The 25,656-nt window shown below is 68.9% G+C and carries 29 protein-coding genes; 22 read left to right on the top strand and 7 right to left on the bottom strand.

Annotation, left to right across the window (positions count from 1 at the left end; translation table 11 throughout):
- Entirely contained in the window at positions 1-828 is an 828-nt protein-coding gene (locus B8W67_RS06395; RefSeq protein WP_085303018.1) for a class I SAM-dependent methyltransferase, read from the bottom strand.
- Complete coding sequence (locus B8W67_RS06390) at positions 828-1,439, bottom strand: DUF2249 domain-containing protein (RefSeq protein ID WP_085303016.1); 612 nt, start codon at positions 1,437-1,439, stop codon at positions 828-830. The genes B8W67_RS06395 and B8W67_RS06390 overlap by 1 nt, the downstream gene beginning before the upstream one ends.
- A 53-nt stretch (positions 1,440-1,492) precedes the next feature.
- Between B8W67_RS06390 and fdxA the strand changes: the two genes are divergently transcribed.
- Genes fdxA through B8W67_RS06370 form a run of 4 tightly spaced genes read left to right on the top strand, consistent with a single transcriptional unit; the run spans position 1,493 to position 3,348 of the window.
- A complete protein-coding gene (fdxA, locus tag B8W67_RS06385) occupies positions 1,493-1,837 on the top strand; it encodes a ferredoxin (RefSeq protein WP_069392879.1) in 345 nt (114 codons plus the stop codon).
- Entirely contained in the window at positions 1,834-2,538 is a 705-nt protein-coding gene (locus tag B8W67_RS06380; RefSeq protein WP_069392878.1) for a helix-turn-helix transcriptional regulator, read from the top strand. The genes fdxA and B8W67_RS06380 overlap by 4 nt, the downstream gene beginning before the upstream one ends.
- Positions 2,535-2,960, top strand: coding sequence for a hypothetical protein (locus tag B8W67_RS06375; RefSeq protein WP_069392877.1), 426 nt, complete (start codon positions 2,535-2,537; stop codon positions 2,958-2,960). Before B8W67_RS06380 ends, B8W67_RS06375 begins: the two co-directional genes overlap by 4 nt.
- 43 nt (positions 2,961-3,003) lie before the next feature.
- Positions 3,004-3,348 carry a cupin domain-containing protein gene (locus B8W67_RS06370; protein WP_069392876.1) on the top strand — a complete coding sequence of 115 codons (345 nt, stop codon included), beginning with the start codon at positions 3,004-3,006 and terminating at the stop codon, positions 3,346-3,348.
- 4 nt (positions 3,349-3,352) lie between these two features.
- On the opposite strand, the gene B8W67_RS06365 is transcribed toward B8W67_RS06370, so the two are convergent.
- Positions 3,353-4,096, bottom strand: a complete 744-nt coding sequence (locus B8W67_RS06365) for a helix-turn-helix transcriptional regulator (protein WP_085303014.1) — start codon at positions 4,094-4,096, stop codon at positions 3,353-3,355.
- Positions 4,097-4,199: 103 nt separating this feature from the next.
- Between B8W67_RS06365 and B8W67_RS06360 the strand changes: the two genes are divergently transcribed.
- Positions 4,200-4,661, top strand: coding sequence for a hypothetical protein (locus tag B8W67_RS06360; protein WP_085303012.1), 462 nt, complete (start codon positions 4,200-4,202; stop codon positions 4,659-4,661).
- Here the strand turns inward: B8W67_RS06360 and B8W67_RS06355 are convergent.
- Positions 4,643-5,143 (bottom strand): DUF1990 domain-containing protein, encoded by a 501-nt coding sequence (locus B8W67_RS06355; protein WP_069392873.1) that lies wholly within the window; start codon positions 5,141-5,143, stop codon positions 4,643-4,645. The genes B8W67_RS06360 and B8W67_RS06355 overlap by 19 nt on opposite strands.
- A 77-nt stretch (positions 5,144-5,220) precedes the next feature.
- Here B8W67_RS06355 and B8W67_RS06350 point away from each other — a divergent pair, with 77 nt between their 5' ends.
- From B8W67_RS06350 to B8W67_RS06320, 7 genes are all read left to right on the top strand, one after another.
- The gene (locus tag B8W67_RS06350; RefSeq protein ID WP_069392922.1) at positions 5,221-5,838 is read left to right on the top strand and encodes a PaaI family thioesterase; all 618 of its coding nucleotides are present in this window, start codon (positions 5,221-5,223) and stop codon (positions 5,836-5,838) included.
- A 177-nt stretch (positions 5,839-6,015) separates the two neighbouring features.
- Positions 6,016-8,073 carry a threonine--tRNA ligase gene (thrS, locus tag B8W67_RS06345; protein WP_069392921.1) on the top strand — a complete coding sequence of 686 codons (2,058 nt, stop codon included), beginning with the start codon at positions 6,016-6,018 and terminating at the stop codon, positions 8,071-8,073.
- The gene (locus B8W67_RS06340) at positions 8,070-8,627 is read left to right on the top strand and encodes an ATP adenylyltransferase (protein ID WP_069392872.1); all 558 of its coding nucleotides are present in this window, start codon (positions 8,070-8,072) and stop codon (positions 8,625-8,627) included. The genes thrS and B8W67_RS06340 overlap by 4 nt, the downstream gene beginning before the upstream one ends.
- The gene (gene pgsA, locus B8W67_RS06335) at positions 8,624-9,277 is read left to right on the top strand and encodes a phosphatidylinositol phosphate synthase (protein WP_085303010.1); all 654 of its coding nucleotides are present in this window, start codon (positions 8,624-8,626) and stop codon (positions 9,275-9,277) included. The genes B8W67_RS06340 and pgsA overlap by 4 nt, the downstream gene beginning before the upstream one ends.
- Complete coding sequence (locus B8W67_RS06330; protein ID WP_085303008.1) at positions 9,274-10,188, top strand: phosphatidylinositol mannoside acyltransferase; 915 nt, start codon at positions 9,274-9,276, stop codon at positions 10,186-10,188. Before pgsA ends, B8W67_RS06330 begins: the two co-directional genes overlap by 4 nt.
- Positions 10,188-11,318 (top strand): glycosyltransferase family 4 protein, encoded by a 1,131-nt coding sequence (locus B8W67_RS06325; protein WP_069392869.1) that lies wholly within the window; start codon positions 10,188-10,190, stop codon positions 11,316-11,318. The genes B8W67_RS06330 and B8W67_RS06325 overlap by 1 nt, the downstream gene beginning before the upstream one ends.
- A complete protein-coding gene (locus B8W67_RS06320; RefSeq protein ID WP_085302994.1) occupies positions 11,318-12,346 on the top strand; it encodes an NUDIX hydrolase in 1,029 nt (342 codons plus the stop codon). The genes B8W67_RS06325 and B8W67_RS06320 overlap by 1 nt, the downstream gene beginning before the upstream one ends.
- Positions 12,347-12,368: 22 nt before the next feature.
- On the opposite strand, the gene B8W67_RS06315 is transcribed toward B8W67_RS06320, so the two are convergent.
- Entirely contained in the window at positions 12,369-12,890 is a 522-nt protein-coding gene (locus B8W67_RS06315) for a hypothetical protein (protein ID WP_085302992.1), read from the bottom strand.
- Positions 12,891-12,938: 48 nt separating this feature from the next.
- Entirely contained in the window at positions 12,939-13,730 is a 792-nt protein-coding gene (locus tag B8W67_RS06310) for a Coq4 family protein (protein WP_109561724.1), read from the bottom strand.
- Positions 13,731-13,892: 162 nt separating this feature from the next.
- Here B8W67_RS06310 and pdxS point away from each other — a divergent pair, with 162 nt between their 5' ends.
- The 10 genes from pdxS to ruvB all read left to right on the top strand — a co-directional run bounded on the left by pdxS (position 13,893) and on the right by ruvB (position 21,881).
- Positions 13,893-14,810, top strand: a complete 918-nt coding sequence (gene pdxS, locus B8W67_RS06305; RefSeq protein WP_069392865.1) for a pyridoxal 5'-phosphate synthase lyase subunit PdxS — start codon at positions 13,893-13,895, stop codon at positions 14,808-14,810.
- Between the two features lie 4 nt (positions 14,811-14,814).
- Positions 14,815-15,651, top strand: a complete 837-nt coding sequence (tesB, locus tag B8W67_RS21255; protein ID WP_069392864.1) for an acyl-CoA thioesterase II — start codon at positions 14,815-14,817, stop codon at positions 15,649-15,651.
- Positions 15,648-16,244, top strand: coding sequence for a pyridoxal 5'-phosphate synthase glutaminase subunit PdxT (gene pdxT / locus B8W67_RS06295; RefSeq protein ID WP_069392863.1), 597 nt, complete (start codon positions 15,648-15,650; stop codon positions 16,242-16,244). The genes tesB and pdxT overlap by 4 nt, the downstream gene beginning before the upstream one ends.
- A 55-nt stretch (positions 16,245-16,299) precedes the next feature.
- Positions 16,300-17,691 (top strand): ABC1 kinase family protein, encoded by a 1,392-nt coding sequence (locus B8W67_RS06290; RefSeq protein WP_085302988.1) that lies wholly within the window; start codon positions 16,300-16,302, stop codon positions 17,689-17,691.
- Between the two features lie 37 nt (positions 17,692-17,728).
- Positions 17,729-18,421 carry a M15 family metallopeptidase gene (locus tag B8W67_RS06285; RefSeq protein WP_234806677.1) on the top strand — a complete coding sequence of 231 codons (693 nt, stop codon included), beginning with the start codon at positions 17,729-17,731 and terminating at the stop codon, positions 18,419-18,421.
- A 67-nt stretch (positions 18,422-18,488) separates the two neighbouring features.
- Positions 18,489-19,244 carry a YebC/PmpR family DNA-binding transcriptional regulator gene (locus tag B8W67_RS06280; RefSeq protein ID WP_069392860.1) on the top strand — a complete coding sequence of 252 codons (756 nt, stop codon included), beginning with the start codon at positions 18,489-18,491 and terminating at the stop codon, positions 19,242-19,244.
- 85 nt (positions 19,245-19,329) lie between these two features.
- On the top strand, positions 19,330-19,581 hold the full coding sequence (locus tag B8W67_RS06275; RefSeq protein WP_234806676.1) for a hypothetical protein: 252 nt from the start codon (positions 19,330-19,332) through the stop codon (positions 19,579-19,581).
- Between the two features lie 103 nt (positions 19,582-19,684).
- Positions 19,685-20,242 (top strand): crossover junction endodeoxyribonuclease RuvC, encoded by a 558-nt coding sequence (gene ruvC / locus B8W67_RS06270; RefSeq protein WP_069392858.1) that lies wholly within the window; start codon positions 19,685-19,687, stop codon positions 20,240-20,242.
- A complete protein-coding gene (gene ruvA, locus B8W67_RS06265; RefSeq protein WP_085302982.1) occupies positions 20,239-20,841 on the top strand; it encodes a Holliday junction branch migration protein RuvA in 603 nt (200 codons plus the stop codon). The genes ruvC and ruvA overlap by 4 nt, the downstream gene beginning before the upstream one ends.
- Entirely contained in the window at positions 20,838-21,881 is a 1,044-nt protein-coding gene (ruvB, locus tag B8W67_RS06260) for a Holliday junction branch migration DNA helicase RuvB (protein WP_069392856.1), read from the top strand. Before ruvA ends, ruvB begins: the two co-directional genes overlap by 4 nt.
- A 226-nt stretch (positions 21,882-22,107) precedes the next feature.
- On the opposite strand, the gene car is transcribed toward ruvB, so the two are convergent.
- A complete protein-coding gene (gene car / locus B8W67_RS06255) occupies positions 22,108-25,617 on the bottom strand; it encodes a carboxylic acid reductase (RefSeq protein WP_085302980.1) in 3,510 nt (1,169 codons plus the stop codon).
- Between the last annotated feature and the right edge of the window lie 39 nt (positions 25,618-25,656).

Here is a 25,656-nt window from a genome sequence, read left to right as displayed (position 1 = left end):
TCAGTTCGCGGCCGGTTTGTGCGCCACGATCGCGATGGCGGCCATCTGCTTGTTGTACTTGCGGAACACGCCGCGCATCGTCAGCACCCGGCGGCGCGCATCGTGCTGGACCAGCAGGTTCTTGGCGAACCGCAGCGCACCGGCCAGCCCTTCGTCGGAGACGAGGCGACGCGGCTGCAGCAGCGCCATCGGCGCGGTCTCCACCTCCTCGACCACCAGGCCGTGGTTGCTCAGCAGCGCGGTCCACTCGGCGACGGTCAGTGGGCGGGCGTTGACCTTGATCGACCGGGCCAGCGCCTGCTGCACCTCGTTCTTCACCCCCTCGTCGAGGGTGTCGGGAGTCAGGGCCAACTCGTGGATCGCGTAGCGCCCGCCCGGGCGCAGCACCCGGGCCGCCTCGGCGACGATGGCGTTCTTGGACTTCTCGCCCTGCATGGTCAACATCGCCTCGCCGACGACGACGTCGCGGCTGGCGTCGGGCAAGCCGGTGTCCTCCGCGTCGGCCACACGCACCTCGCCGTGGGCGGGTGCCACGATCTCGGTGACCAGGCGGGCGGCGTCGGCGTTCTGCTCCGCGCCGATGTAGGAGCGCGGCTTGGCGGCGATGATCTCGGTGGCGGTGCGGCCCATCCCGGGGGCGAACTCCAAGACGTCGGCGTCGGCCAGTTTGGCCCGCCGTAGCAGCGACCGGGTCAACTCGATACCGCCCGGGCGCAGCACCTTCTTGCCCAACCGGGCCAACAGCCAGTGGCCCTGGGCGTGTTCGGCGTCGCGGTCCGAACCGGGCAGCGGGTGGTCGGAGTGGGGGATGTTGTCGATCTCGGTCATTAGACGGCCTGCCTCACGGTAGGCATCAGTCCGCTGATCTCACGGTGCTGATGCACGGTCAAATAACGCAGCCCATCTGGGCCGGCGTCGATTGCGCGACGGGACCGTCGCGGCATCCACAGCAAGGCACCGGGACGCAGGGTCACGGTGGTCTGCTCGGTGGTCAATGTGCCGTTGCCGGCGAGTACGTGCACCAGCACGTCGACCTCGGCGCCGGTGTGGGCGCCGATGCTTCCGTGTGGCGGTAGCGCGATGATGTTGGAGTCCAGGCCGCGCTCGCGCAGGTCCAGCTTCCACAGATTGCCGCTGGCCTGCGGCTCCTCGGCGGCGATCTCGGCGGTGTTCACCAATACCCGGGGCAGCGGTGTCGCGGTGCGTTTGGTGATCGCGACGCGGTAAGTGCCGGGCCGGTCGTCGGCGGTGCCCTCGCGGCGCACCCACTCGACGCTGTCGGGGTATTCGGCCTGCAGCGATTCGCCCAGGGGCTGCGGGTCGCCGTCACCGACGACCACCATCGTCTCGTCGACGGTCAGGGCCTCATAGGCGGCGAACACCTGGCGGTCTCGGTCAGAATTTCGCAGGTCACAGACGTTTAACGCGTCGTCGACCATGGCTAGGCTCGCCTTCCTAGTTTTCACAAAACTGCTTGTGTAAACTCTAGCGCATGACTTATGTGATCGGGAAGCCGTGTGTAGATGTCATGGACCGCGCCTGCGTTGACGAGTGCCCGGTCGACTGCATCTACGAGGGCGGGCGCGCCCTCTACATCCACCCAGACGAGTGCGTCGACTGTGGCGCCTGCGAGCCGGTCTGCCCCGTAGAGGCAATTTACTACGAAGACGATCTTCCCGAGGATTTGGAGCCGTATCAAGACGACAACGCGGCCTTTTTCTCCGAGACGCTGCCCGGCCGCGATGAACCGCTGGGCTCTCCTGGTGGTGCGGCCAAACTCGGTCCGCTAGGGGTGGACACACCGCTGGTGGCGAGCTTGCCCAAACAGGGGGAGTGAGCTCAATCGCCGCGTCGCCGGGGGAACTGACGGGCCGCCGCTTCGACGTGTGGCGGACGTTGAAGCTCGCCAACGGGCCGCTGAGTATCGCCGCCATCGCCGAGCAACTGCGGGTGCACCCCAACACCGTGCGGTTCCACTTGGCGACCCTGATCAGCGACGGGCGGGTCGAACGGGTCAAATCCGAGCATCACGGGCCCGGGCGGCCCCCGGTGATGGTGCAGGCCGTGCGGCAGATGGACCGCGGCGGCCCGCGCCGCTACCGGCTGCTGGCCGAGATCTTGACCATCGGGTTCGCCGCTGACGCCAACCCCGGCGCCAAGGCGCTGGCGGCGGGGCGGGAATGGGGCCGACGGCTGCGTCCGCCCACGCCCGGTGCGGCGGCCCCCGGCGCCGAGGAGTCGATCGAGCGGCTGATCGAGATGCTCGATGAACTCGGGTTCGCGCCCGAGCGTCGGGAGACCGGCGGGCACAAGCAGGTCGGTCTGCGGCACTGCCCGTTTCTCGAACTCGCCGAGGCCGACCCGGAGGTGGTCTGCCCGATTCATCTCGGACTGATGGAGGGTGCGCTGGAGACCTGGGATGCGCCGGTGGCCATCGACCGGCTCGAGGCGTTCGTCGAGCCGGACATGTGCCTGGCGCATCTGAGCCTGGCCGGCGCCCAGCCCAAGGCCGCTGCCGCCGACGGGGCGGCGTCGTGAGCGGGGGCACCGCGGTCGCGGTCGCGATCACCTTCGTTTGGCTGGGCATGGTCGCCGGGATCGCCTTCATCGAGTCGCCGCTGAAGTTCCGGGCCCCCAACGTGACGCTGCAGATCGGATTGGGTATCGGCCGGTTGGTGTTTCGGGCGCTGAACACCGTGGAGGGCATCTTCGCCGGGGTGTTGGTGGTGCTGGTGATCGTCACCCCGCCGGCGACGCCGATCATGGTGGCGTTCGCGGTGGCGATGACGATGCTGCTGTTGCAGTTGGCCGCTGTGCGGCCGCGGCTGAACAAGCGATCCGATCAGGTGCTGGCCGGCTACGAGGGCCCGCGGTCCCACGCGCATTACGTCTATGTCGGGCTGGAATTGATTAAGCTGACGGCGTTGCTGATTGCCGGGTCGCTTCTGCTGGCCGGCTGACTGTTCCCACCGATTTGTTCCCACCGACCCAAAGGATGTGTTGATGGAATCGCTGTCGCTGACCACGTTGGCCGCCGAGAAGATCGCTGAGGCGCGCACCTCGCGGGCCGGGCGCTCCGCGACCACCATTCACGGCGGGCACGCCCACGAGTTGCGTCAGACCTTGGTGGCGCTGCGCGGCGGGGAGGAGTTGGCCGAGCACGACAGCCCGGGGGAGGCGACGCTGCAGGTTCTGCAGGGCCGTGTCGCGCTGACCGTCGGTGCGGACTCCTGGGAGGGTGCGGCCGGCGACTACGTCACCATCCCGCCCGAGCGGCACGGATTGAAGGCGTTCGAGGATTCCGCGGTGCTGCTCACGGTCGCGTTGAGCGCCAAGCACCCCGAGTAGTTCCTCACCGCGATTCGCTCGCCTGCGCCGGGGCGAGCACCACGCAACAGCGTTGATCGCCGGGGCAGAGCCGGGTGCGCGGTGCGACCGGCGCCAGCGCGTCGGCCACGCCGTGGATCAGAGCGTGGTTCATCCCGCAGGCCAATTCGGTCTGCACCTGGGCCAGGGCGTGAAACGGGCAGTTCGCCAGCACCACCTCGCCGTCGTCGGCGTCGCCGGGTGCGTCAGCGGCCGCGCGCGGTTCGTAGCCGTGCTCGGTGAGCACCGCGAGCACCAACTCCAGCGCCGCCTCGGCGCTCTGCGGCGGCTGCGTGCCGACGGCCTGCGCGCCGATCCGGTGGCCGTAATCGGCGGCGACCCGGTCGAGCACCTCGCGCACCGGCGTCCCGCTCGCGGCGGACTCGGCGATCGCGGCGGCCATCAGCTCCCCGGCCAGTTGGTATTCGCGGTGGGGAAGGCTGATCGCGATGTCGCGTGCCGACCGGCGATACAACTTGGCCGGGCGCCCCGCGCCCGGGCCGGTGCGCCCGGTCAACCGGACATAGCTGGCCTCCAGCAGGCCCTCGGCCTCCAGCCGGTCGAGATGGAACTTGGCCTGGTGATGGGCGACTCCGACGGCATCGGCCGCCTGGTCGCGGCTGACCGGTTCCGGTTGCGAACAGACGAACCCGTACAGGCGCCGGCGTAGCGGATCGGCGAGCGCACCGATCCCGGCTGCGTCGCGGGCCAGCCCGCCCTGATCATCCACCTGAGCTGCCACGATGCCCCGCCGTCTATCGAGCAAAAGTCTTGCTGTTACAGTCTACGCGTTCTATCATTAAAGATGTTCTCCTTTAGAGTTAGGGGTTGCCATGACTACCAACCACGTCACCACCACACCGAGCCTCTCCGAGCGGATCAAAGATCCCCTGTTCGAGGCATTCTTCCTGTTGCGCACGCTGTTCACGGTGGCGCCGATCCTGTTCGGGCTGGACAAGTTCTTCAACTTCTTGCCGCACGTTCCCGGCGACACCGTCACCAATCACTGGGGCAAGTACCTGGCGCCCTGGATTGATGGAATCCTGCCCGGCAACGCCGACCAGGGCATGTATCTGATCGGGGTCATCGAAATCGTCGCCGGGGTGCTCGTCGCGGTCGCTCCGCGCATCGGCGCCTGGGTGGTCGCCGCCTGGCTGGCCGGCATCATCGTGGATCTGCTCACCCTCTCCGGCTACTACGACGTCGCCCTGCGTGACTTCGGGCTGATGGTCGCCGCCATCGCGCTGGCCCGACTCGCCCAGGCCGTCCACGGCGGTTACACCGCGCGCAGGTAGCGCTTGGTGACGATCCGTTGCGCCAGCGACGTGATCGGATGCCCAGCCTTGCTCCACCAGGTCGCAGGCCGGGAGAACGCCCGGACCACGGCGTAGACCACGTCGTGGTCCGGGTCGTACTCCACGGAGAACAATTCCTCGCCGGACTCCGGATGGCCGCTGAGAGTGCCGTAGCCGAATCCCCGGCGATCGCGTTCCTCGACGACATAGATGACCCGGCACGGCGCCGCGATCGGACCCAGGTGCACGACCACGACCGCACCGGGGGTGGCGACGGGACTGCTGGCGCTGACCGTCAACCCCGCGCCGCGCTGCATGCCGTAGCGCAGCACCGCCGCGCCGGCCTGCTCGAATCGCTGTCGCCCGGTGCCGATGGCGGCCCGCTCATCGATGTGGTGGTAGCCCTGCGGCAGGGCGTCGTCGGCTGTGGCCCCCACCTGCGAGTAGGTGAACGGCGCCGTCGCCAGCGCGGTGAGATCCATGCCTCTACTCTGGCACGGCCGTGGCCCCGGTCGGCCCGGTGCACGGCTGTACCGCCGGCGGTGCCTACGGTGAACCGGTGGCAGACCAGCAGCGACACCCCGGTGGCGGCTTCAACCCGCCGGAGCCGACCGACAAGGGTGGCCCCGATTACGGCCGGTTCATCGAGGCGGTGCGCAGCCTCCAGGATCATGCCCGCGCCGTGGACGCTCCTGATGCGGTGATCTCCCGCGCGGCTGCCGCGATCGAGGAGGTCTCGGCGCTGCTGGCTCCGTTCGACGCCGACGAATGGTCGGCGCCGTCGGGACGCCGGATGGACCTGCCCAACCACGGCAATGTGCTGACCGTGCCGCTGAGGACGCGTAAGGAGGGCGACCGCATCCACGGCACCGCCCGCTTCGCCCGGTACCACCTGGGACGCAACGGCGCGGTGCACGGCGGCGCCCTGGGGCTGTTGTTCGATTCGCTGCTGGGTATGACGGCCGCGGTGTTGACCAAAAACCGCTACCAGCGCACCGCGTTTTTGCACCTGGACTACCGCCAGATCGTCCCGATCGGCGTTGAGTTGCAGGTCGATGCCGGTATCGACGAGATCGACGGGCGCAAGACCTTCGTCTCGGGCCGGCTCTGCGACGGTGCGACCGTGCTGACCGAAGCCCGTGCGCTGTTCGTGCGGCTCAAGCCGGGACAGCCCTAACCGCGGGGACCGTTGACGACGGGCAGCAGTGCTTGCCGGTGACGGCCCAGGGGTGATTTTTCCGGGCCGAGGACGACCGGCAACGGCCTTCGCCGCGGGGGCGGGGGCCGCCCCGATAGCATGGTCGCGACCGTTTCGACCGCCAGTCCACGCCTTGACACCCACGGAGACCAGCCCATGAGCGCCCCCGCCTTCGACCGTCCGGCAGCCCCGATCCGGGTGCCCGCCGGGACCACCGCGGGGGCGGCCGTGCGCGAGGCCGGTCTTCCCGGCCGCGGCGCCCCCGACGCGATTGTGGTGGTGGCCGACCCCGACGGCACGCTGCGGGATCTGGGGTGGACACCCGAGTCCGACGTCGCGGTCACCCCGATCGCCGCTGACACCGAGGCCGGCCGCAGCGTGATCCGTCATTCCTGTGCCCACGTGCTCGCCCAGGCGGTCCAAGATCTCTACCCGAACGCCAAACTGGGTATCGGCCCGCCGATCACCGACGGCTTTTATTACGACTTCGACGTCGCCGACTACGCGTTCACACCGGAGGACCTCGCCGCCCTGGAGAAGCGGATGCGCCAGATCATCAAAGACGGCCAACTGTTCTCGCGGCGGGTCTACGAATCCAAGGAGCAGGCGCGCGCCGAACTCACCAACGAGCCCTACAAACTCGAACTCGTCGACGACAAATCCGGCGATGCCGAGATCATGGAGGTCGGTGGCGACGAACTGAGCGCCTACGACAACCTGAATCCCCGTAGCCGCGAACGCATCTGGGGGGATCTGTGTCGGGGTCCGCATATCCCGACAACGAAGTACATCCCCGCGTTCAAGCTGACCCGCAGTTCGGCGGCGTACTGGCGGGGCAACCAGGCCAACGCCAGCCTGCAGCGCGTCTACGGCACCGCCTGGGAATCCCAAGAGGCCCTCGACCGGTATCTGGAGCTCATCGAGGAGGCGCAGCGCCGCGATCACCGCAAGCTCGGTGTCGAGCTCGACCTGTTCAGCTTCCCCGACGAGATCGGTTCGGGCCTACCGGTGTTCCACCCGAAGGGGGGAATCGTCCGGCGCGAGATGGAGGACTATTCGCGTCGCAAGCACATCGAGGCGGGATACGAATTCGTCACCACGCCGCACATCACCAAAGCGCAACTGTATGAGACCTCCGGACATCTGCAGTGGTACCGCGAGGGGATGTACCCGCCGATGCACATCGACGCCGAGTACGACGCCGAGGGGCAACTGCGCAAACCGGGGCAGGATTACTACCTCAAACCGATGAACTGCCCCATGCACCATCTGATCTTCCGGTCGCGAGGGCGCTCCTATCGGGAACTTCCGCTGCGGCTGTTCGAGTTCGGATCGGTCTACCGGTACGAGAAATCCGGTGTCGTCCACGGTTTGACCCGGGTGCGCGGGATGACCCAGGACGACGCGCACATCTACACCACCCGAGAGCAGATGGGTGCCGAACTGGCGGCACTGTTGCAGTTCGTCCTCGATTTGCTCGCCGACTACGGCCTCAACGACTACTACCTGGAGCTGTCCACCAAAGACCCCGAGAAATATGTTGGCGCCGACGAAGATTGGGACGAGGCCACCGCGACGCTGCGTGCCGTCGCCGAGGCCTCCGGCCTGGAACTGGTCCCCGATCCCGGCGGTGCGGCCTTCTACGGGCCGAAGATCTCCGTGCAGGTCAAGGATGCGCTGGGGCGTAGCTGGCAAATGTCGACCATCCAGCTCGACTTCAACATGCCGGACCGGTTCGAGTTGGAGTACACCGCCGCCGACGGCAGCCGGCAGCGGCCGGTGCTGATCCACCGGGCTCTGTTCGGCTCCATCGAACGGTTCTTCGGTGTGCTCACCGAGCACTACGCCGGAGCGTTCCCGGCCTGGCTGGCACCGGTGCAGGTCGTGGCGATCCCGGTCGCCGACGATCACCTGCCGTACCTCCACGACGTGGTCGATCAACTCAAGCGACGTGGCATTCGCGCCGAGGTCGACGTCAGCGACGACCGGATGGCGAAGAAGATCGTCAACCACACCAACCAGCGGGTGCCGTTCATGGTGCTGGCCGGTGACCGTGATGTCGCCGCCGACGCGGTGAGCTTCCGGTTCACCGACCGCACGCAGATCAACGGGGTGGCGCGCGAAGCGGCCCTCGACGCGATCGCCGACTGGGTTACCCAGCGTCGCAACGAAGTTCCCACAGCGGAGCTGATGACCATCGGTGGTGCCGGATGAGCACGGGCCGCGAAGAGTCGATGATCGACACCGGTGTCGGTCAGCCGGATCATCTGCAGCGGCTGTGGTCACCGCACCGGATGACCTACCTCGCGGAGTCACCCCGCAACCGGGACGCCACCGCGCTGGTGCACCCGTTCACCGAGATCCCCCGGATGGACGACGAAGAGGGTTTGATGGTGGCCCGCGGGGAGCTGGTCTACGCGGTGCTCAACCTCTACCCGTACAACGCGGGTCATCTGATGGTGGTGCCCTACCGGCAGGTCGCCGAGCTCGAGGAGCTGACCGCCGAGGAGAGCACCGAGCTCATGGCGTTCATCCAGAAGGCGATCCGGGTGATCAAACGGGTCTCCCGGCCCGACGGGTTCAACGTCGGCCTCAACCTCGGCGCGGCGGCCGGCGGGTCGCTGTCGGAGCACCTGCACGTCCACGTGGTGCCCCGCTGGGGCGGGGACGCCAACTTCATCACCGTGATCGGGGACTCCAAGGTGATGCCGCAGCTGCTGCGCGAAACCCGTCGACTTTTGGCCGAGGAGTGGGTGAAGCAGCCGTGAGCAAACTGCGGTTCCTGTCGCGGGCCACATTCAGGGCCATCACCACTCCGCTGGCGAAGGCGGCACTGCGGCTCGGATTCACCCCCAACGGCGTCACCATCATCGGAGCCGCCGCAACCGTGCTGGCCGCCCTGACCCTGTTCCCGGTGGGGCACCTGTTCGCCGGAACGCTGATCATCTGGCTGTTCGTCATGTTCGACATGCTCGACGGGGCGATGGCCCGCCAGACCGGGGGCGGAACCCGGTTCGGTGCGGTGCTCGACGCGGCGTGCGACCGGATCAGCGACGGCGCCGTGTTCGGCGGGCTGGCCTGGTGGGCCGCGTTCGGCCTGGGGGACTCCGCTCTGACCGCCGCGGCGTTGATCTGCCTGGTCACCTCGCAGGTGATCTCCTACATCAAGGCGCGGGCGGAGGCCAGCGGACTGCGCGGCGACGGGGGATTCATCGAACGCCCCGAGCGGCTCATCATCGTGCTCGTCGGCGCCGGGCTCTCCGACCTGCCCGTCTTCGCGCAACCGTGGGCGCTGCCGGTGGCGATGTGGCTGCTCGCAGTGGCCAGCGTCGTCACGTTCATCCAGCGGCTGCACACCGTGCGCATCTCACCCGGAGCGACCGAACCCCTCGGCTCCGGCGACGGGACGCCGCAATGAGGATCCCGGGCTCTGAGCAGCTCAGCGACTGGGGATATGCGGCCGGCTGGATGGCGGTGCGCGCGATGCCGGAATTCGCCGCCCGCAACATGTTCGATGCCGGCGCTCTCGTCGCCGCACGCGGGCGCGGACCAGAACAGCTGCGCCGCAACCTGGCCCGTGTTCTCGAAGTGCAACCCGGCCAGGTCCCCGGCTCGCTGATGCGCGCCTCGCTGGCCTCCTACGCCCGGTACTGGCGGGAGGCGTTTCGCCTGCCCAGCATGAACCAGCAGAAACTGGCCCGTCGCCTCGACAGCACTGTCGTGGGCCGGAAGAACCTCGAGGCCGCCCTCGCCGCCGGTCGCGGCGCGGTTATCGCGGTGCCGCACAGCGGCAACTGGGACATGGGTGGGGTGTGGTTGGCCCAGACCTACGGCACGTTCACCACCGTGGCCGAACGACTCAAACCCGAGTCGCTCTACCAGCGGTTCATCGACTACCGGGAGACCCTCGGTTTCGAGGTGCTGCCGCTGACCGGGGGAGAGCGCCCGCCGTTCGAGGTGCTCGCCGAGAGGCTCGCCGACAACCGGGTCGTGTGTCTGATGGCCGAACGCGATCTCACCCGCCGCGGGGTGCCGGTGAGTTTCTTCGGTGAGCCCAGTCGGATGCCGGCCGGGCCGGCCAAATTGGCGCTGGAGACCGGCGCGGCGCTGATGCCGGGGCACTGCTGGAATCCCGGCCCCGCCGACTGGGGGTTCGAGATCTTCCCACCCATCGACACCGCCGGCGCCGACGTGGGCAGCCTCACCCAGGCGTTGGCCGACCAGTTCGCGCTGAACATCGCCGCCTACCCGGCCGACTGGCACATGCTGCAGCCGCAGTGGCTGGCCGACTTGCCGCAGGGCCGCCGTGCCGCACTGGAGCAGCCCTGATGCGCATCGGCATGGTCTGCCCTTACTCCTTCGACGTGCCCGGCGGGGTGCAGGCCCATGTGCTGCAGTTGGCCGAGGTGCTGTGGGCGCGCGGGCACACCGTGAGTGTGCTGGCACCGTCGTCACCGAACCAACACGACCGGTTGCCCGACTACGTCGTCTCCGGCGGCCGGGCCCTGCCGATCCCCTACAACGGGTCGGTGGCCCGGCTACGGTTCGGTCCGGCCAGTCACCGCCGGGTGAAACGCTGGCTGGCCGACGGGGACTTCGACGTGCTGCACCTGCACGAGCCGAACGCGCCGAGCCTGTCGATGTTGGCGCTGCTCATCGCCGAAGGGCCGATCGTGGCCACCTTCCACACCTCCACCACTCGGTCGCTGACGCTCAACGCGGTGCGCGGCATCCTGCGCCCGCTGCACGAAAAGATCGTCGGACGCATCGCGGTGTCGGATCTGGCGCGGCGCTGGCAGATGGAGGCGCTGGGCTCAGACGCCGTGGAGATCCCCAACGGGGTCGACGTGACCGCGTTCGCCACCGCGCCGGTGCTGCCCGGGTATCCGCGGGCCGGCAAGACCGTGCTGTTTTTGGGTCGCTACGACGAATCCCGCAAGGGCATGGCGGTGCTGCTGGAGGCCCTTCCGGCGGTGGTGGACCGCTTTCCGGACCTGCAGGTGCTCATCGTCGGGCGCGGCGACGAGGCGGCGCTGCGCGCCGAGGCCGGCCCGCTCGCCGACCGCCTGCGGTTTCTCGGACAAGTCGACGACGCCGAAAAGGCGTCGGCGTTGCGCAGCGCCGACGTGTACTGCGCGCCCAACACCGGCGGGGAGAGCTTCGGCATCGTGCTGGTGGAGGCGATGGCCGCCGGCACCGCCGTGGTGGCCAGCGACCTAGACGCGTTCCGGCGGGTGTTGCAGGACGGCCGCGCCGGGTTGCTGGTGCCGGTCGGCGACGGCGCCGCCCTGGCCGACGGCCTGATCGGCATGCTCGACGACGACATCCGGCGCGCTGACTTCAGCGCCGCCGGCAGCGCGGCGGTCGGCCGCTACGACTGGTCGGTGGTGGCCAGCCAGATCATGCGCGTGTACGAGACGGTGGCGCAGGTCGGTGGCCCGGTGCGGGTGGCCAGTTGATGGTGTGGGCGCTGCTGGGGGTCGCGGTCGCGGTCGCGGTGCTGGTCGGGATCGGAGCCTGGGCCTACCAGACGGCGACCCGGCTCAACCGGCTGCACGTGCGGTGCGACCTGTCCTGGCAGGCGCTGGACGCGGCGCTGGCCCGCCGCGCGGTGGTCAGCCGTGCAGTCGCCGTCGACGCCTACCACGGGCAGCCGGCCGGCCGACGGCTGGCGGCGCTCGCCGACGTCGCCGAACGGTCGCCGCGCAGCACCCGCGAAGCCGCCGAAAACGATCTGTCCGCGGCGTTGGCCATGGTGGATGCCACCGTGCTGCCGGCGGAGTTGGTGGCGGAGTTGGCTGACGCCGAGGCGCGGGTGGTGTTGGCCCGCCGATTCCACAACGACGCCGTGCGCGACACCCGGGCACTGCACGAGCGTCCCCTGGTGCGCACCCTGCGGCTGGCCGGAACCGCGCCGCTACCCGGCTACTTCGAGATCGTCGAACGCGCGGCGGCCATCGCGCACGGCGATCAGGGCGTGTTGGCGCCGCGGACCTCCGCGCGGGTGGTGCTCCTCGACGAGCACGGCGCGGTGCTGCTGCTGTGCGGGTCCGACCCGGCCGGCGGCGAAGCCGCGCCGCGGTGGTGGTTCACCGTCGGCGGCCAGCCCCGCGACGGCGAGGCCCTCGCGGCCACGGCGGCCAGGGAACTCGCCGAGGAGACCGGGTTGCGGGTGGACTCCGAGGCGCTGATCGGGCCGGTCTGGCGGCGTAGCGCGGTGTTCGGCTTCAACGGGTCGGTGATCAACAGCCAGGAGTTCTACTTCGTCTACCGCACCGAGCGTTTCGAGCCGTCACCGGCGCAGCGCACCGAACTCGAACACCGGTATCTGCACGCGCATCGCTGGTGTGATGCCGCGGCGATCACCGAACTCAACGCCTGCGGCGAGACCGTGTACCCGCTTCAGCTCGGCGAGCTGCTCACCGAGGCCAACGTTCGTGTCGACGAACCGCCCGGCCCGCCGCGGCCCGCCCGCTACATCCGCTGACCGCGGCGCGCGGGTACGGGGGTCAGAATGCGGTGCTGCCGGAGGGCTGCAGGATGAAGCCGTGTTGTTCGCCCAGGCGGGTGTCGACGCACGCGGTGACGTCGCCGGGGCTGACGGCGCAGGAGATGTTGCCGTCCGAGACGGTCGCGCCGACCGGCAGCAACGGGCCGGCCGGCTCCTCGTCGCAGGCGCTGTAGAAGAAATCGGAGGCGAACCGGTAGGTCAGGCTGTTGAACGCCCGGACCTCGTCTTTGACGCACAACTCCGAGGCCGTCGGATCGGTGACGACGCCGGGGAATTCACCACGGCAGACCAGCACCTGGCTGCTGGTGTCGTCGGGCAGGCTGCTGGCCGGATGGAAGTTGCAGCGCACCCCGTCGGGGGTGGAGAACTCGATGATCGCCGACCCGTCTGGGGTGTGGCGCAGATACGGGTCCACAGCGCTGTCGGTGCCGGCGGCGGGGTCGGCGTTGGCGATCGGCAGTGCCGAGGCGCCGCATAGCCACCCGAGGACCCCGCCGACGACGACCAACGCTGTGCGCATGGCTCACTACGATAGGCCGGGTGCTGCGGCGCCGCCGCCGAACCGTCGCTATGCCGCAGCGAGGATCGCGTCGTAATCCCAGCGCGTCGGGGGTTTCATCCCGGGCGGCATCCACGCGGTGAACAGGTGTCCCTGCGGATGGGCGACGCGGGTCGGTGTGACACCGAGCGCGTCGCGCACCTCGGCCAGCGGGCGTTGCAGCAACTCCTCGTAGGGGGCGGCCATCAGCAGATCGGCCCGCTGACCGCGCCGGACCGCCTGACGGAAGTAGCTCAGCTTGCGCCACGGCGCCGCGGGGATGACGGTGCCGGCGGTGGCCAGCGCCAGCGTCTTCAACGCCGCTGACGGCTCCATCTGTCCGCAGTGGAACCCCAGATTGCCGAACTCGCCGCCCAGATCGGGGCCGTACCCGCCCAGGGTGTGGAACATGTCGTGCAGGGCGGTGCCACGCCGGACCATGTAGAAGAAGTCGTCGTCCCAGCCACGGCGTTCGGCGATCGGGCGGATCACCGTGTCGACGTCGAAAACTCCGGCGTCGAGCCGGTTGGTGGTCAGAAACGACCGGTAGGCGTGGCCCAGCGAACCGGCCGGCAGCGACGCCAGGTACTCGTCGTCGGAGAGCACCGCCAACAGGTCGGGCTTGTGGGCCAACAGGCGCCGCCCGTTGGGGTGTGCGCGCACCTGGTAGTAGGCGCGGGCCAGGATCGGCGCGCTCAACCCCACGATGAGGTCGAAGACCCGCGTCGGGTTACCGGCGGGGTTGGCCAGAAACCGCCAGGCGCCGAGCACGGCCGGCCAATCGCGGTGTTCGGGGACGCCGGGGGGCTCGGGTGCGGACACTGGCGGGATCCGTTCGTCGCGGTCGGGGGACTGTGATCGCGATCATAATGGGTGCGCGCGGGGCGCCGTGGCGCCTTCGGCGAGGCCGTTCGGCGCGGCCAAAACCCGGTTGGAACGTCCCACTAGACTGGTCGGCAGAACTCGGCTCAAGGAGAACCAACAGTGGACAATGCAGCGCGCAACGGCTCGGGTGTCGGCGCAGAAACCGGCACGGCGCGGGTGAAGCGTGGGATGGCCGAGATGCTCAAGGGTGGGGTGATCATGGATGTGGTCACCCCGGAGCAGGCCCGTGTCGCTGAGGGTGCCGGTGCGGTGGCGGTGATGGCGTTGGAGCGGGTGCCGGCCGATATCCGTGCTCAGGGCGGGGTGTCGCGGATGAGTGATCCGGACATGATCGAGAGCATCATCGCGGCGGTGTCGATTCCGGTGATGGCGAAGGTGCGGATCGGTCATTTCGTCGAGGCGCAGATTCTGCAGAGCCTCGGGGTGGATTTCGTCGACGAGTCGGAGGTGTTGACTCCGGCCGATTACGCCCATCACGTCGACAAGTGGCAGTTCACGGTGCCGTTTGTGTGTGGGGCGACCAATCTGGGTGAGGCGTTGCGGCGGATCACCGAGGGGGCGGCGATGATCCGGTCGAAAGGGGAGGCCGGCACCGGGGATGTGTCGAATGCGACCACGCATATGCGGGCCATCGGCGGGGAGATCCGGCGGTTGTCGTCGTTGAGTGAGGACGAGTTGTTCGTGGCGGCCAAGGAGTTGGCGGCGCCGTATGAGCTGGTCGCTGAGGTGGCGCGTGCGGGTAAGTTGCCGGTGACGTTGTTCACCGCGGGGGGTATCGCGACTCCGGCGGATGCGGCGATGATGATGCAGCTCGGTGCGGAGGGGGTCTTCGTCGGTTCGGGCATCTTCAAATCCGGTGATCCGGCGGCGCGTGCGGCGGCGATCGTGAAGGCCACCACCTTCTACGACGATCCCGATGTGCTCGCGCGGGTCTCGCGGGGGCTGGGGGAGGCGATGGTCGGCATCAACGTCGACGACCTGCCCGCACCGCACCGTCTCGCCGAACGCGGCTGGTAAGCCATTGGCGATCGAGCAGATCCTCGACCTCGAGCAACTCGAGGTCAACATCTATCGGGGTGCCGTATTCGGCTCCACCGAGCATTTCCAGCGCACCTTCGGCGGCCACGTCGCCGGCCAGGCGCTGGTCTCGGCGGTGCGCACCGTCGACCCGCACTACCGTGTGCACTCCCTGCACGGTCATTTCCTGCGCCCCGGCGATGCGAAAGCGCCGACGGTGTTCCTGGTGGAGCGGGTGCGTGACGGCGGATCGTTCTGCACCCGCCGGGTCACCGCAATTCAGCACGGTCAGACCATCTTTCACATGTCGGCGTCGTTTCAGGTTCCGCAGGAGGGGATCAGTCACCAAGATGTCATGCCGACCGCGCCGGATCCGGAGAACCTGCCCGGCCTCGACGGAATGAAATCGTTCGACGAGGAGAGCTTCAAGGTTTTCGCGGAGTGGGAACTACGTCAGGTTCCCGCCGATCAACTCACTCCGATCCCGGGATTAGCCGCGCGTCAACAAGTTTGGTTTCGTCACCGGGAGCCGTTGCCGGACGACCCGGTCTTGCACATCTGCGCGCTGGCCTACATGAGCGACCTCACCCTGCTGGGCACCTCCTGGTCGGCGCACCCCGGAGAACGCGATCACCTGCAAGTGGCCTCGCTGGATCACGCCATGTGGTTCCTGCGGCCGTTCCGCGCCGATGAATGGCTCCTGTACGACCAGACCTCGCCGTCGGCCGGCGGCGGCCGGGCACTGGCTCAGGGCAAGATCTTCAGCCGCGACGGGGCGATGGTCGCCGCCACCATGCAGGAGGGCCTGACCCGCTACCCGCACGGGCACACGCCCAGGTGAGCGCACCGCGCATCGGTGTGCTGGCACTGCAGGGCGACGTCCGAGAGCACCTCGGGGCGTTGAGTGCGGTCGGCGCAGACCCGGTCACAGTGCGAAACCGGGCCGAACTCGATTCGGTCGACGGACTGATCCTGCCCGGCGGTGAATCCACGACGATCAGCTATCTGCTCGACGAACTCGGGCTGGCCGATCCGCTGCGGGCACGACTGGCCGCGGGGATGCCCGCCTACGGGGCCTGCGCCGGGATGATCCTGCTGGCCTCGGAGATCTTGGATGCGGGCAGCGGCACGCGGGTCGCGGTCCCACTGGGTGGGGTCGATATGACCGTGCGGCGCAATGCGTTCGGGCGCCAGGTCGATTCGTTCGAGGATTACCTGAGTGTCGCCGGCTTCGACGATCCGGTCCACGCGGTGTTCATCAGGGCACCGTGGGTGGAGCGGGTCGGCGCCGACGTGACGGTGCTGGCGCGTGCTGCCGGGCACCCGGTCGCGGTGCGTCAGGGCGCAGTGCTGGCCACCTCGTTTCACCCGGAGGTGACCGCCGATCACCGCATCCACGCGTTGTTCGTCGCGATCGTGACCGGGCGCGCCTGAGCGCGCCACACCACCGTTGTGTGGGGCCGGTCACCCGACAAGGCATGATGTGGGGATGGCAGACATCAGGCGAGGAGCATTCCGGCGCGCCACCAAGCTGGCCGGGCTGCCGGCCGGGGTGGCCGGGCGCGCGGCGCTCGGCGTAGGCAAACGCATGACCGGCAAGTCCCGCGATGAGGTCAACGCGGAGATGCTGGAGAAGGCCGCCGACGAGCTGTTCAAGGTGCTCGGCGAACTCAAGGGCGGCGCGATGAAAGTCGGGCAGGCGCTGTCGGTGATGGAGGCGGCGATCCCCCCGCAGTTCGCCGAGCCGTTCCGCGAGGCGCTGGTCAAGCTGCAGGCCGAGGCCCCGCCGTTGCCCGCGGCCAAGGTGCACCGCGTCCTCGACGCGCAGCTGGGCACCCGGTGGCGGGACCGCTTCGAGTCGTTCGACGACACCGCGGTCGCCTCGGCCAGCATCGGCCAGGTGCACCGGGCGGTGTGGAAGGACGGCCGGCGGGTCGCGGTCAAAATCCAGTACCCCGGCGCCGACGAGGCGCTGCGTGCCGACCTCAAACTGATCAAGCGGTTCTCCTGGGTCTTCAAACAGCTCGCGCCCGGTGCCGACGTGGACCGGCTGGTCAACGAGATCAACGACACACTCGAGGCGGAACTGGACTACCGTCAGGAGGCCGACAACCAGCGGGCGTTCGCCAAGGCCTACGCCGACGACGAGAAGTTCCTGGTCCCGCTGGTGGTTGCCAGCGCCCCGAAGGTCATCGTCTCGGAGTGGGCCGAGGGGCGGCGGCTCTCGGCGATCATCGCCGACGGCTCCCAGCAGGAGCGTGATGAGGCCTGCACGCGGCTGCTGGAATTCACCCTCAGCTCGCCGGCGCGGGTGGGACTGGTCCACGCCGACCCGCATCCGGGCAACTTCATGATCATGGCCGACGGGCGCCTCGGCGTCATCGACTTCGGCGCGGTCTCGGCTCACCCCGGCGGTATCCCCCCGGAGTTCTGCGAACTGCTGTGCTGCGGCCGCGACGAACGCTGGGACGATGTGATCCGGCTGCTCAAGCAGCTCAAGTTCATGCCCGAGCACTACGAGCTGAGCGCCGACCAACTCAAGGAATACCTCGGGCCGCTGTGGGCCTACATCGACCCGTTGCGCGCCGGGGAGTTCCACTTCACCCGCGCCTGGTTCCAGCGGTCCGCGCTGGCGACCACCGATCCGTTCAACGAGGGATTCAACGACCGGTTCAAGATGGCCCGCCAGATGACGATCCCCTCTGGTTACGTGATGCTGCTGCGCACCCTGGGCGGGTTGCTCGGGGTGGCGGTGCAACTCGACGCCACCCTCAACTATGCGGCGCTGATCGAACGGTGGGTGCCCGGCTTCTTCCCGCCCGGCGGTACCCCGGCGGGCGCGGAGACCGGCGGCGACTCCGATCCGGTGCCCACGCCGTAGGGGCCCGTTCATGCGGGGGACCGGGCCACGTCGGGCCGTGCTGGCAGCGGTGCTGGCGCTGAGCGCGACAGCCGCGGTGCACTGCACCCCGGCCGCACCGGGCGAGGCGCCCGCGACGCCACCCCCGCCGCGATCACCGGTGACGCCGCTCTCCTCGACACCGTCGCCGGCTCCGGCTCCGGCAGAGGTCGCCGCGGTCGACGCCGCCGAGCTGGGCCCGACCTGGGCGCCGGGCTGCCCGGTCGACCCCGCGCAGCTTCGCCGGGTCACGGTCGACTATCTGGACTTCGACGCCAACACCGGTCGCGGTGAGTTGATCGTGCACCGTGACCTCGTCGAACAGGTCATCGCGATCTTCGCCGACCTGTACCGGATCGGTTATCCGATCGAGAAAATGCGCAACGTCGCGAACTATCCGGGCGCCGACGATGAGGCCTCGATGCGTGACAACAACACCTCGGCGTTCAACTGCCGGCGCATCCCCGGGTCGGGCAACTGGGCGTTGCACGCCTACGGCCGGGCGATCGACGTCAACCCGCTGCTCAACCCCTACATCGACAGCGACGGGGTGCAGCCGGGCAACGCCGCGGAGTACCTGGACCGGGACCGCAGGGACCCTGGTGTGCTGCACGACGGGGACCCGGCGGTGCGGGCGTTCACCGACCGCGGGTGGGTCTGGGGAGGGCATTGGCACTCGCCGATCGACTACCAGCATTTTGAGCTGCCGTGATCGATGGGCCCTCAGCGCTCCTTATAGACTCGTCACGCAACATCACACGGAGCGAGGCAGGAAAACGATGTCCGGTCATTCCAAGTGGGCGACCACGAAGCACAAGAAGGCCGTCATCGACGCACGCCGCGGCAAGATGTTCGCCCGGTTGGTCAAGAACATCGAGGTCGCGGCCCGTGTCGGCGGTGGCGACCCGGCAGGGAACCCGACCCTGTATGACGCCATCCAAAAGGCCAAGAAGTCCTCGGTGCCCAACGACAACATCGAGCGGGCCCGCAAGCGCGGCGCCGGCGAGGAGGGCGGCGGGGCCAACTGGGAGAACATCACCTACGAGGGCTACGGCCCCAACGGGGTGGCGGTGCTCATCGAATGCCTCACCGATAACCGCAACCGCGCTGCCAGCGAGGTGCGCGTCGCGATGACCCGTAACGGCGGCAACATGGCTGACCCCGGTTCGGTGGCTTACCTGTTCACCCGCAAGGGCGTCGTCACCCTGGACAAAAACGGCCTCACCGAGGACGACGTACTCACCGCGGTGCTCGAGGCCGGCGCCGAGGACGTCAGCGACCTGGGGGATTCGTTCGAGGTCATCAGCGAACCCGGCGACCTGGTGGCGGTGCGCACCGCCCTGCAGGACGCCGGCATCGACTACAACTCCGCGGAGGCCGGATTCACCCCGTCGGTGACCGTGCCGGTCGACGTCGATGGCGCGCGCAAGCTGCTGAAACTGGTCGACGCGTTGGAGGACGCCGACGACGTGCAGGACGTTTACACCAACGTCGACATCTCCGACGAGGTGGCCGCCGCGCTCGACGAGCAGTGAGGTGACCCTCGGCGGCCCGCCCGCGCGGGAGCCCGCCCGACGCCGCCCCGGTCGCGCCGAAACGGCGTTCAGTTGGATCGGCTGGGTGGCGAGCACCCTCGTCGCGGCCGCGCTGGGGGTGGCGGCCCTGGTGCCGATCAGTTTTTCCGGGGCGTTTCCCGATCGTGCCGAGGCCGCCGGCGACGTCGTCGCTTGGGAGGCGCTGACCCTGGCGCTGTGCCTGGTCAACCCCCTGCTCATGGGGCTGGGCCACTGGAGGCGCCGGCACATCTGGTACTGGCCGGTGTTGTGTGCCGCGGCGGCCCTCGGCACGATCGTGGCCCTGCGGGCGGTGTGACCGATCACCCGGCACGCCGGTGCGTGTCCCTGCCCGGTGTCGTCGGCGATACCCACTAAACTCTCGAACGAGTGTTCGGCTCGGGTTTGTGAAGGGATGCTGCGTGCGGGTGATGGGTGTCGACCCCGGGTTGACCCGGTGTGGGCTCTCGGTGGTCGAGGGCGGCCGTGGCCGGGCGGTCATCGCCCTGGACGTCGACGTGGTGCGCACCCCGGCCGCCGATCCGGTGCACCGGCGCCTACTGTCCATCAGCGACGCCGTGGATCACTGGCTCGACACGCACCGCCCCGACGTCGTTGCGGTGGAGCGGGTGTTCGCCAACGCCAACGCCAACACCGCGATGGGCACCGCCCAGGCCGCCGGGGTGATCGCCCTGGCGGCGGCCCGTCGCGACATCGACGTGCATTTCCACACCCCCAGCGAGGTCAAGGCGGCGGTCACCGGTAACGGCCGCGCCGACAAAGCCCAGGTCACTGCGATGGTGACCCGCATCCTGGAACTCCAGCAAAAGCCCACCCCGGCGGATGCGGCCGATGCGCTGGCGTTGGCGATCTGCCACTGTTGGCGGGCCCCGATGATCGCCCGGATGGCGGCGGCGGAGGCGCTGGCCGCCGAGCAGCGCCGCAAGTACCAGGCCCGGCTTAAGGCGGCGCGCGCATGATCGCCTCGGTGCGCGGTGAAGTGCTCGAGATCGCGTTGGACCACGCCGTGATCGAGGCCGCCGGGGTCGGCTACCAGGTCAACGCCACTCCGGCGACCCTGTCGACGCTGCGCCGCGGAACCGAGGCCCGGTTGATCACCGCGTTGATCGTGCGGGAAGACTCCCAGACCCTCTACGGCTTTCCCGACCTCGAACACCGTGACCTGTTCCAGACGTTGCTGTCGGTGTCGGGCATCGGGCCGAAGATCGCGCTGGCGACCCTGGCGGTGCACGATGCGACGGCGCTGCGCCAGGCCTTGGCCGACGGTGACATCGCGGCGTTGACCCGGGTGCCCGGGGTCGGCAAACGCAGCGCCGAGAGGATGGTGCTGGAGTTGCGCGACAAGGTCGGCGCTGTCCCCAGCGCCGGTGAACCCGCCGCTGCGGAGGCACACGGAGTACGCGCCCCGGTGGTGGAAGCTCTTGTCGGCCTGGGCTTTGCGGCGAAACAGGCGGAGAGCGCCACCGATCGGGTGCTGGCGAGTTGGCGTGACGACCCCGAGGGTGTCACCACCTCCGGTGCGCTTCGCGCCGCGCTGTCGTTGTTGGGCAAGAAATGAGCGAACCCACCGACTCCGAGGACCGGGATGTCTCCCCGGCGTTGACCGTCGGCGAGGGGGACATCGACGCCGGGCTTCGGCCCCGCTCGCTCGGGGAGTTCATCGGCCAGCCGCGGGTGCGGGAACAACTGCAACTGGTCATCGAGGGGGCCAAAAACCGCGGCGGCACACCGGATCACATCCTGTTGTCGGGGCCGCCGGGTCTCGGGAAAACTTCACTGGCGATGATCATCGCCGCCGAACTGGGCTCCTCGTTGCGGGTCACCTCCGGGCCGGCGCTCGAACGAGCGGGTGATCTGGCCGCGATGCTGTCCAATCTGGTCGAACACGACGTGTTGTTCATCGACGAGATCCACCGCATCGCCCGCCCCGCCGAAGAGATGCTGTATCTGGCGATGGAGGACTTCCGGGTCGACGTGGTGGTCGGCAAAGGCCCTGGGGCGACGTCGATTCCGTTGGAGGTGGCGCCGTTCACCCTGGTGGGGGCGACCACCCGCTCGGGGGCGTTGACCGGCCCGCTGCGCGATCGGTTCGGCTTCACCGCCCACATGGACTTCTACGAGCCCGCGGAGTTGGAACGGGTGCTGGCCCGCTCGGCGGGCATCCTGGGTATTGAGTTGGGCACCGAGGCCGGTGCGGAGATCGCCCGGCGGTCGCGGGGCACCCCGCGGATCGCCAACCGGCTGCTGCGCCGGGTGCGTGACTACGCCGAGGTGCGCGCCGACGGGGTGATCACCCGCGGGGTGGCCCAGGCGGCGCTGGAGGTCTACGACGTCGATGAGCTCGGTCTTGATCGCCTCGACCGCGCGGTGCTCACAGCGCTGACCCGCAGTTTCGGTGGCGGCCCGGTGGGCGTGTCGACGCTGGCGGTGGCGGTGGGGGAGGAGGCCGCCACCGTCGAGGAGGTGTGCGAGCCGTTTCTGGTGCGGGCCGGCATGATCGCCCGAACGCCCCGGGGGCGGGTGGCCACCCCGGCGGCCTGGACGCATCTGGGGCTGGTGCCCCCGGCCGGAGCCGGCCAGCAGGGCCTATTCGAGTAGGCGGACGCCCAAAATCGGCGCGATGGCTGCTGAGATCGACACGCTGGTGGACACAGAGGCCCGAAAAACGGGCTAAAACGCCGGATCTAGCGTCGATTTCAGCAGCGACCCCGCCACGAGGCGCCCACCGACCCGGATCGCAGCGTCCGTCTCGCACCAACAGACCCGCGCGCCCCGATTCAACGCCGAATCGGGGCGCGTGGGCCCGTGTGAGCTCGTGAGGGACTCAGAGCAGTCCGAGCAGCTCCAGATCGGTGATGTATTTGACGATGACCGCCCGGGTGACATGCGGGATGTCCTTGTCCGCGCCGACCTTCGCCTCCTGCACCGCCGCCCGAAACCGATCGGTCGGGGCGATCGATCCGCGGATCGGTGGCTCCGGCTTCTGGTAGTTGTGCAGCAACGGCAGCAGCGAGGCGTTGCGTTGCCGTTCCGGCATCGCCCGCAGGCTGGTCTCGAACCGTTGCAGCCAGTCGCCATACTCGGCGATCCGGGTGATCGGGTAGCCCGCCTCGATGAGCCAGTCGACGAACTCGTCCATGCCCAGGCCGTCATCCCAGGGGTTCATCACGTGGTAGGTGGAGAACCCGCCGGCGGCAGGCCCGGCACCCAGCGTGGTGATCGCCTCGGCGATGAACTCCACCGGCAGCCCGTCGTAGTGGGCACGCTGACGGTTGCCTTCGGAGTCGAGCTCGTAGAACGAACCGGGGGCGATCCCGCTGGCCACCAACGAGAACATGGTCCGGGTGAACATGTCGGGCAGGTTGAGCTGGCCGGCGTAGCTGGTGTCGGCGAGGATCATGTCGCAGCGGAACACCGCGACCGGCAGGCCGCACAGGTCGTGGGCCTCGCGCAGCAGAACCTCACCGGCCCACTTGCTGTTGCCGTACCCGTTGGCGTAGCCGTCGTTGATCGCACGCACCGGGCTCATCACCCGCACGTCGGCGTCCTCGGTGAACTCACCCGGCGTGATCTGGTCGCCGACCCCGATCGTCGACACATAGGTGTAGGGCTTCTGTTTGCCGGTCAGCGCCAACCGCAGGAGCTCCGCGGTACCGGCGGCGTTCGGCCCGAACAGCTGGCTGTAGGGCAGCACGTGGTTGACCAGGGCGGCCGGGTCGACGATCACGTCGACGGTGTCGGCCAGGTGTTCCCAGGTGGCCACCGGCAGCCCGAGGTTCTCCTCTCCCTTGTCGCCGGCCAGCACCTGCAGGTGCTTGGCGGCCAACTCGGTGTAGCGGGCCCACAACTTCGGATCCCCGCTGTCGAACGTGGCGTCCAACCGTGCGCGTGCCTCCTCGTCGGACTTGGCCCGCACCACACAGATCAGGGTGCCGTCGACTAAGTCCAGCCGCTCCAGCCACTCCAGCGCCAGGTAGCGGCCGAGGAATCCGGTCGCTCCGGTCAGCAGTACGGTGCGCACCTGCTCGGCGGGGCCGGGCAGGCTCGGCGCGGCGGCCAGGGTGGCCTCGTCGAGGAACTTGTCCAAGGTCAGGTCGGCGGCAGCGACTTCGACCGCGTCGCGGCCGTGCACCGAGGCGAACGTGGGCCGGCGAGAGCCCTGACGCTCGGTCTCGATGTAAGCGGCGAGGTCAGCGAGATGTGTTGCCGGGCTGACGATCACACCGACCGGAACATCGATGTCGTAGATCTCGTGCAGCAGGTTGGCGAAGGTCAACGCCGACAGCGAATCCCCGCCCAGGTCGGTGAAGTGCGCATCCGGGGAGATGTCGGCGCTGGCTGCGCCGAGCAGTGCCGCCGCAGCCCGGCCGACCGTGGCCAGCACCGGCGCGTCGGCGCCGTTGCGGCGCAGCTCGTTGAGCTCGTTGGCCTGGCTGTCGGCCAGTTCCGCGTACAGCGCTTCGAGCCGTTCACCGTAGTGCGCCTTGAGTTTCGGCCACGCCAGCTTGCGGATCCCGGTCAACAGTCCGTTCTCCAGGGTGAACGGGGTGGCCTCGATGAGGAAGTCCCGCGGCACCTCGTAGGACTGCAAACCGGTCTCGCGCGCCACATCCTGCAACGACGCGGAGATCATCGGCTTGAGGTCTTCGAGGCTGTGGGCCTCGAGAGCCTCCGGGGTGGGCACCACCACGGCCAGCAGGTAGGGCTGGGCGCTGTTGCCGTAGATGTAGATCTGGCGCACCAGGGGACTGTTTCCGAAGACCGCCTCGAGTTTGGCGACGGTGACGAACTCACCCTGGGCCAGCTTGAGCACGTTGTTGCGGCGGTCGACGTAGACCAATTGGTCCGGTCCGACCTCGGCGACCACATCGCCCGTGCGGTAGAACCCGTCGGCGTCGAAGACCTCGGCGGTGACCTCCGGGCGCTTGTAGTAGCCGGGGAACATGTTCTCCGTCTTGAGCAGCAGCTCACCGCGCGGGAACGGGTGGTCGGTGGCGAAGTAGCCCAGGTCCGGGACGTCGACCAGCTTGTAGTCGAGCACCGGCGGGCGCTGCACCTCACCGTCGAAGGTGACCATGCCGGCCTCGGTCGAGCCGTAGCCGTTGAGCACCGGCTGCTCGACCAGCGCCGACACCCACGCCTTGAGCTCGTCGGAGATCGGCGCCGAGCCGGTCATCACGAAGATGAACCGTCCGCCGAGCTGATCCTTTCGCTGGGCGGCAAGCACCCGCTCCTCGACCTCGGCGCGCTCCCCGCCGCCGGCGGCCAGGGTGCGGTCGACCTCGGACTGGAATTCCTGGTAGAGCATCTCCCAGATACGGGGCACGAAGTTCAACTCGGTGGGCCGCACCAGCGCCAGGTCCTCGAGGAAGGTCGACAGGTCGCTGCGGGCCGCGAAGTAGGCGGTGCCGCCGTTGGCCAGGGTGCCGTAGAGGATGCCGCGGCCCATGACGTGGCTCATCGGCATGAAGTTCAAGGTGATCGACGCCGCGCTCGGGCCGAACCAGTCCTTGTTGGAGCGCCGCCACATCTTGGCGGCGTTGCGCGCCGGGTACATCGCGCCTTTGGGGGCGCCGGTGGACCCGGAGGTGTAGATCAGCAGCGCCAGCGAATCATCGGAGTCATCGGCGGGCGATGCCGGTGCCGGCGGCAGGGTGGCGCCCCGCGCGGCGACGTCGGCCAACGTCTCGACCACGACGGTGGTGTCGGCCAGTCCGGTGCGGGCGGACTCCAGGGCCTCACGGTGCTCATCGACCCGGTCGAGGTAGTCGAAGACGACCAGTCGGGTCACGCTCGGCGCGTCGTGCACGAGGGGCACCGCGTCGGAGAGGTTGTTGACGCTGGCGGCGAAAACCACCGGTTCGGTCTCGGCGACGATCGGCGCCAACTGGGCCGGCGCGGCACTGGTCTGCAGTGGCACCGAGACCGCACCCGTCGTGGCCAGGGCGATGTCGACGACGGTGTAGTCGACGCTGGTGAACCCCAGCACCGTGACCCGGTCGCCGGGCGCCACCGACTCGGCGCGCCAGGTCGCGGCAACGGCCGCGACGCGGTCGGAGAGTTCGCGGTAGGTGATGGTCTCGAATTCCGGTAGCGCGGCGACACCGGTGCGCCCGGTTGCGTCGGTGACGAACTCGACCTTGCGCTGCCCGAGCGCGGGCCGGTCGGCGTAGCCGTCGAGCACCGTCTGAATGGTCTGTGCCAGCGTCAGGCCCGGCTCCTCCACGGCGGCGGCGACCGACGGCGACGGCTGGGCCGCGGCGAACTGCGGGTCGGTGTCGGCCAGGGTGGTGATGCGACGGAGTTGTTCCTCGTCGTGAGCGTCAACAGACATAACAAAACCTCAACATGATCAAAGGGCAAGTAGGTGGGC

The organism is Mycolicibacillus koreensis, from assembly GCF_002104795.1.
Taxonomy (GTDB): Bacteria; Actinomycetota; Actinomycetes; order Mycobacteriales; family Mycobacteriaceae; genus Mycobacterium; species Mycobacterium koreense.
Note: the sequence above shows the minus strand (reverse complement) of the source record. Positions and strands in the feature narration are given on the sequence as shown.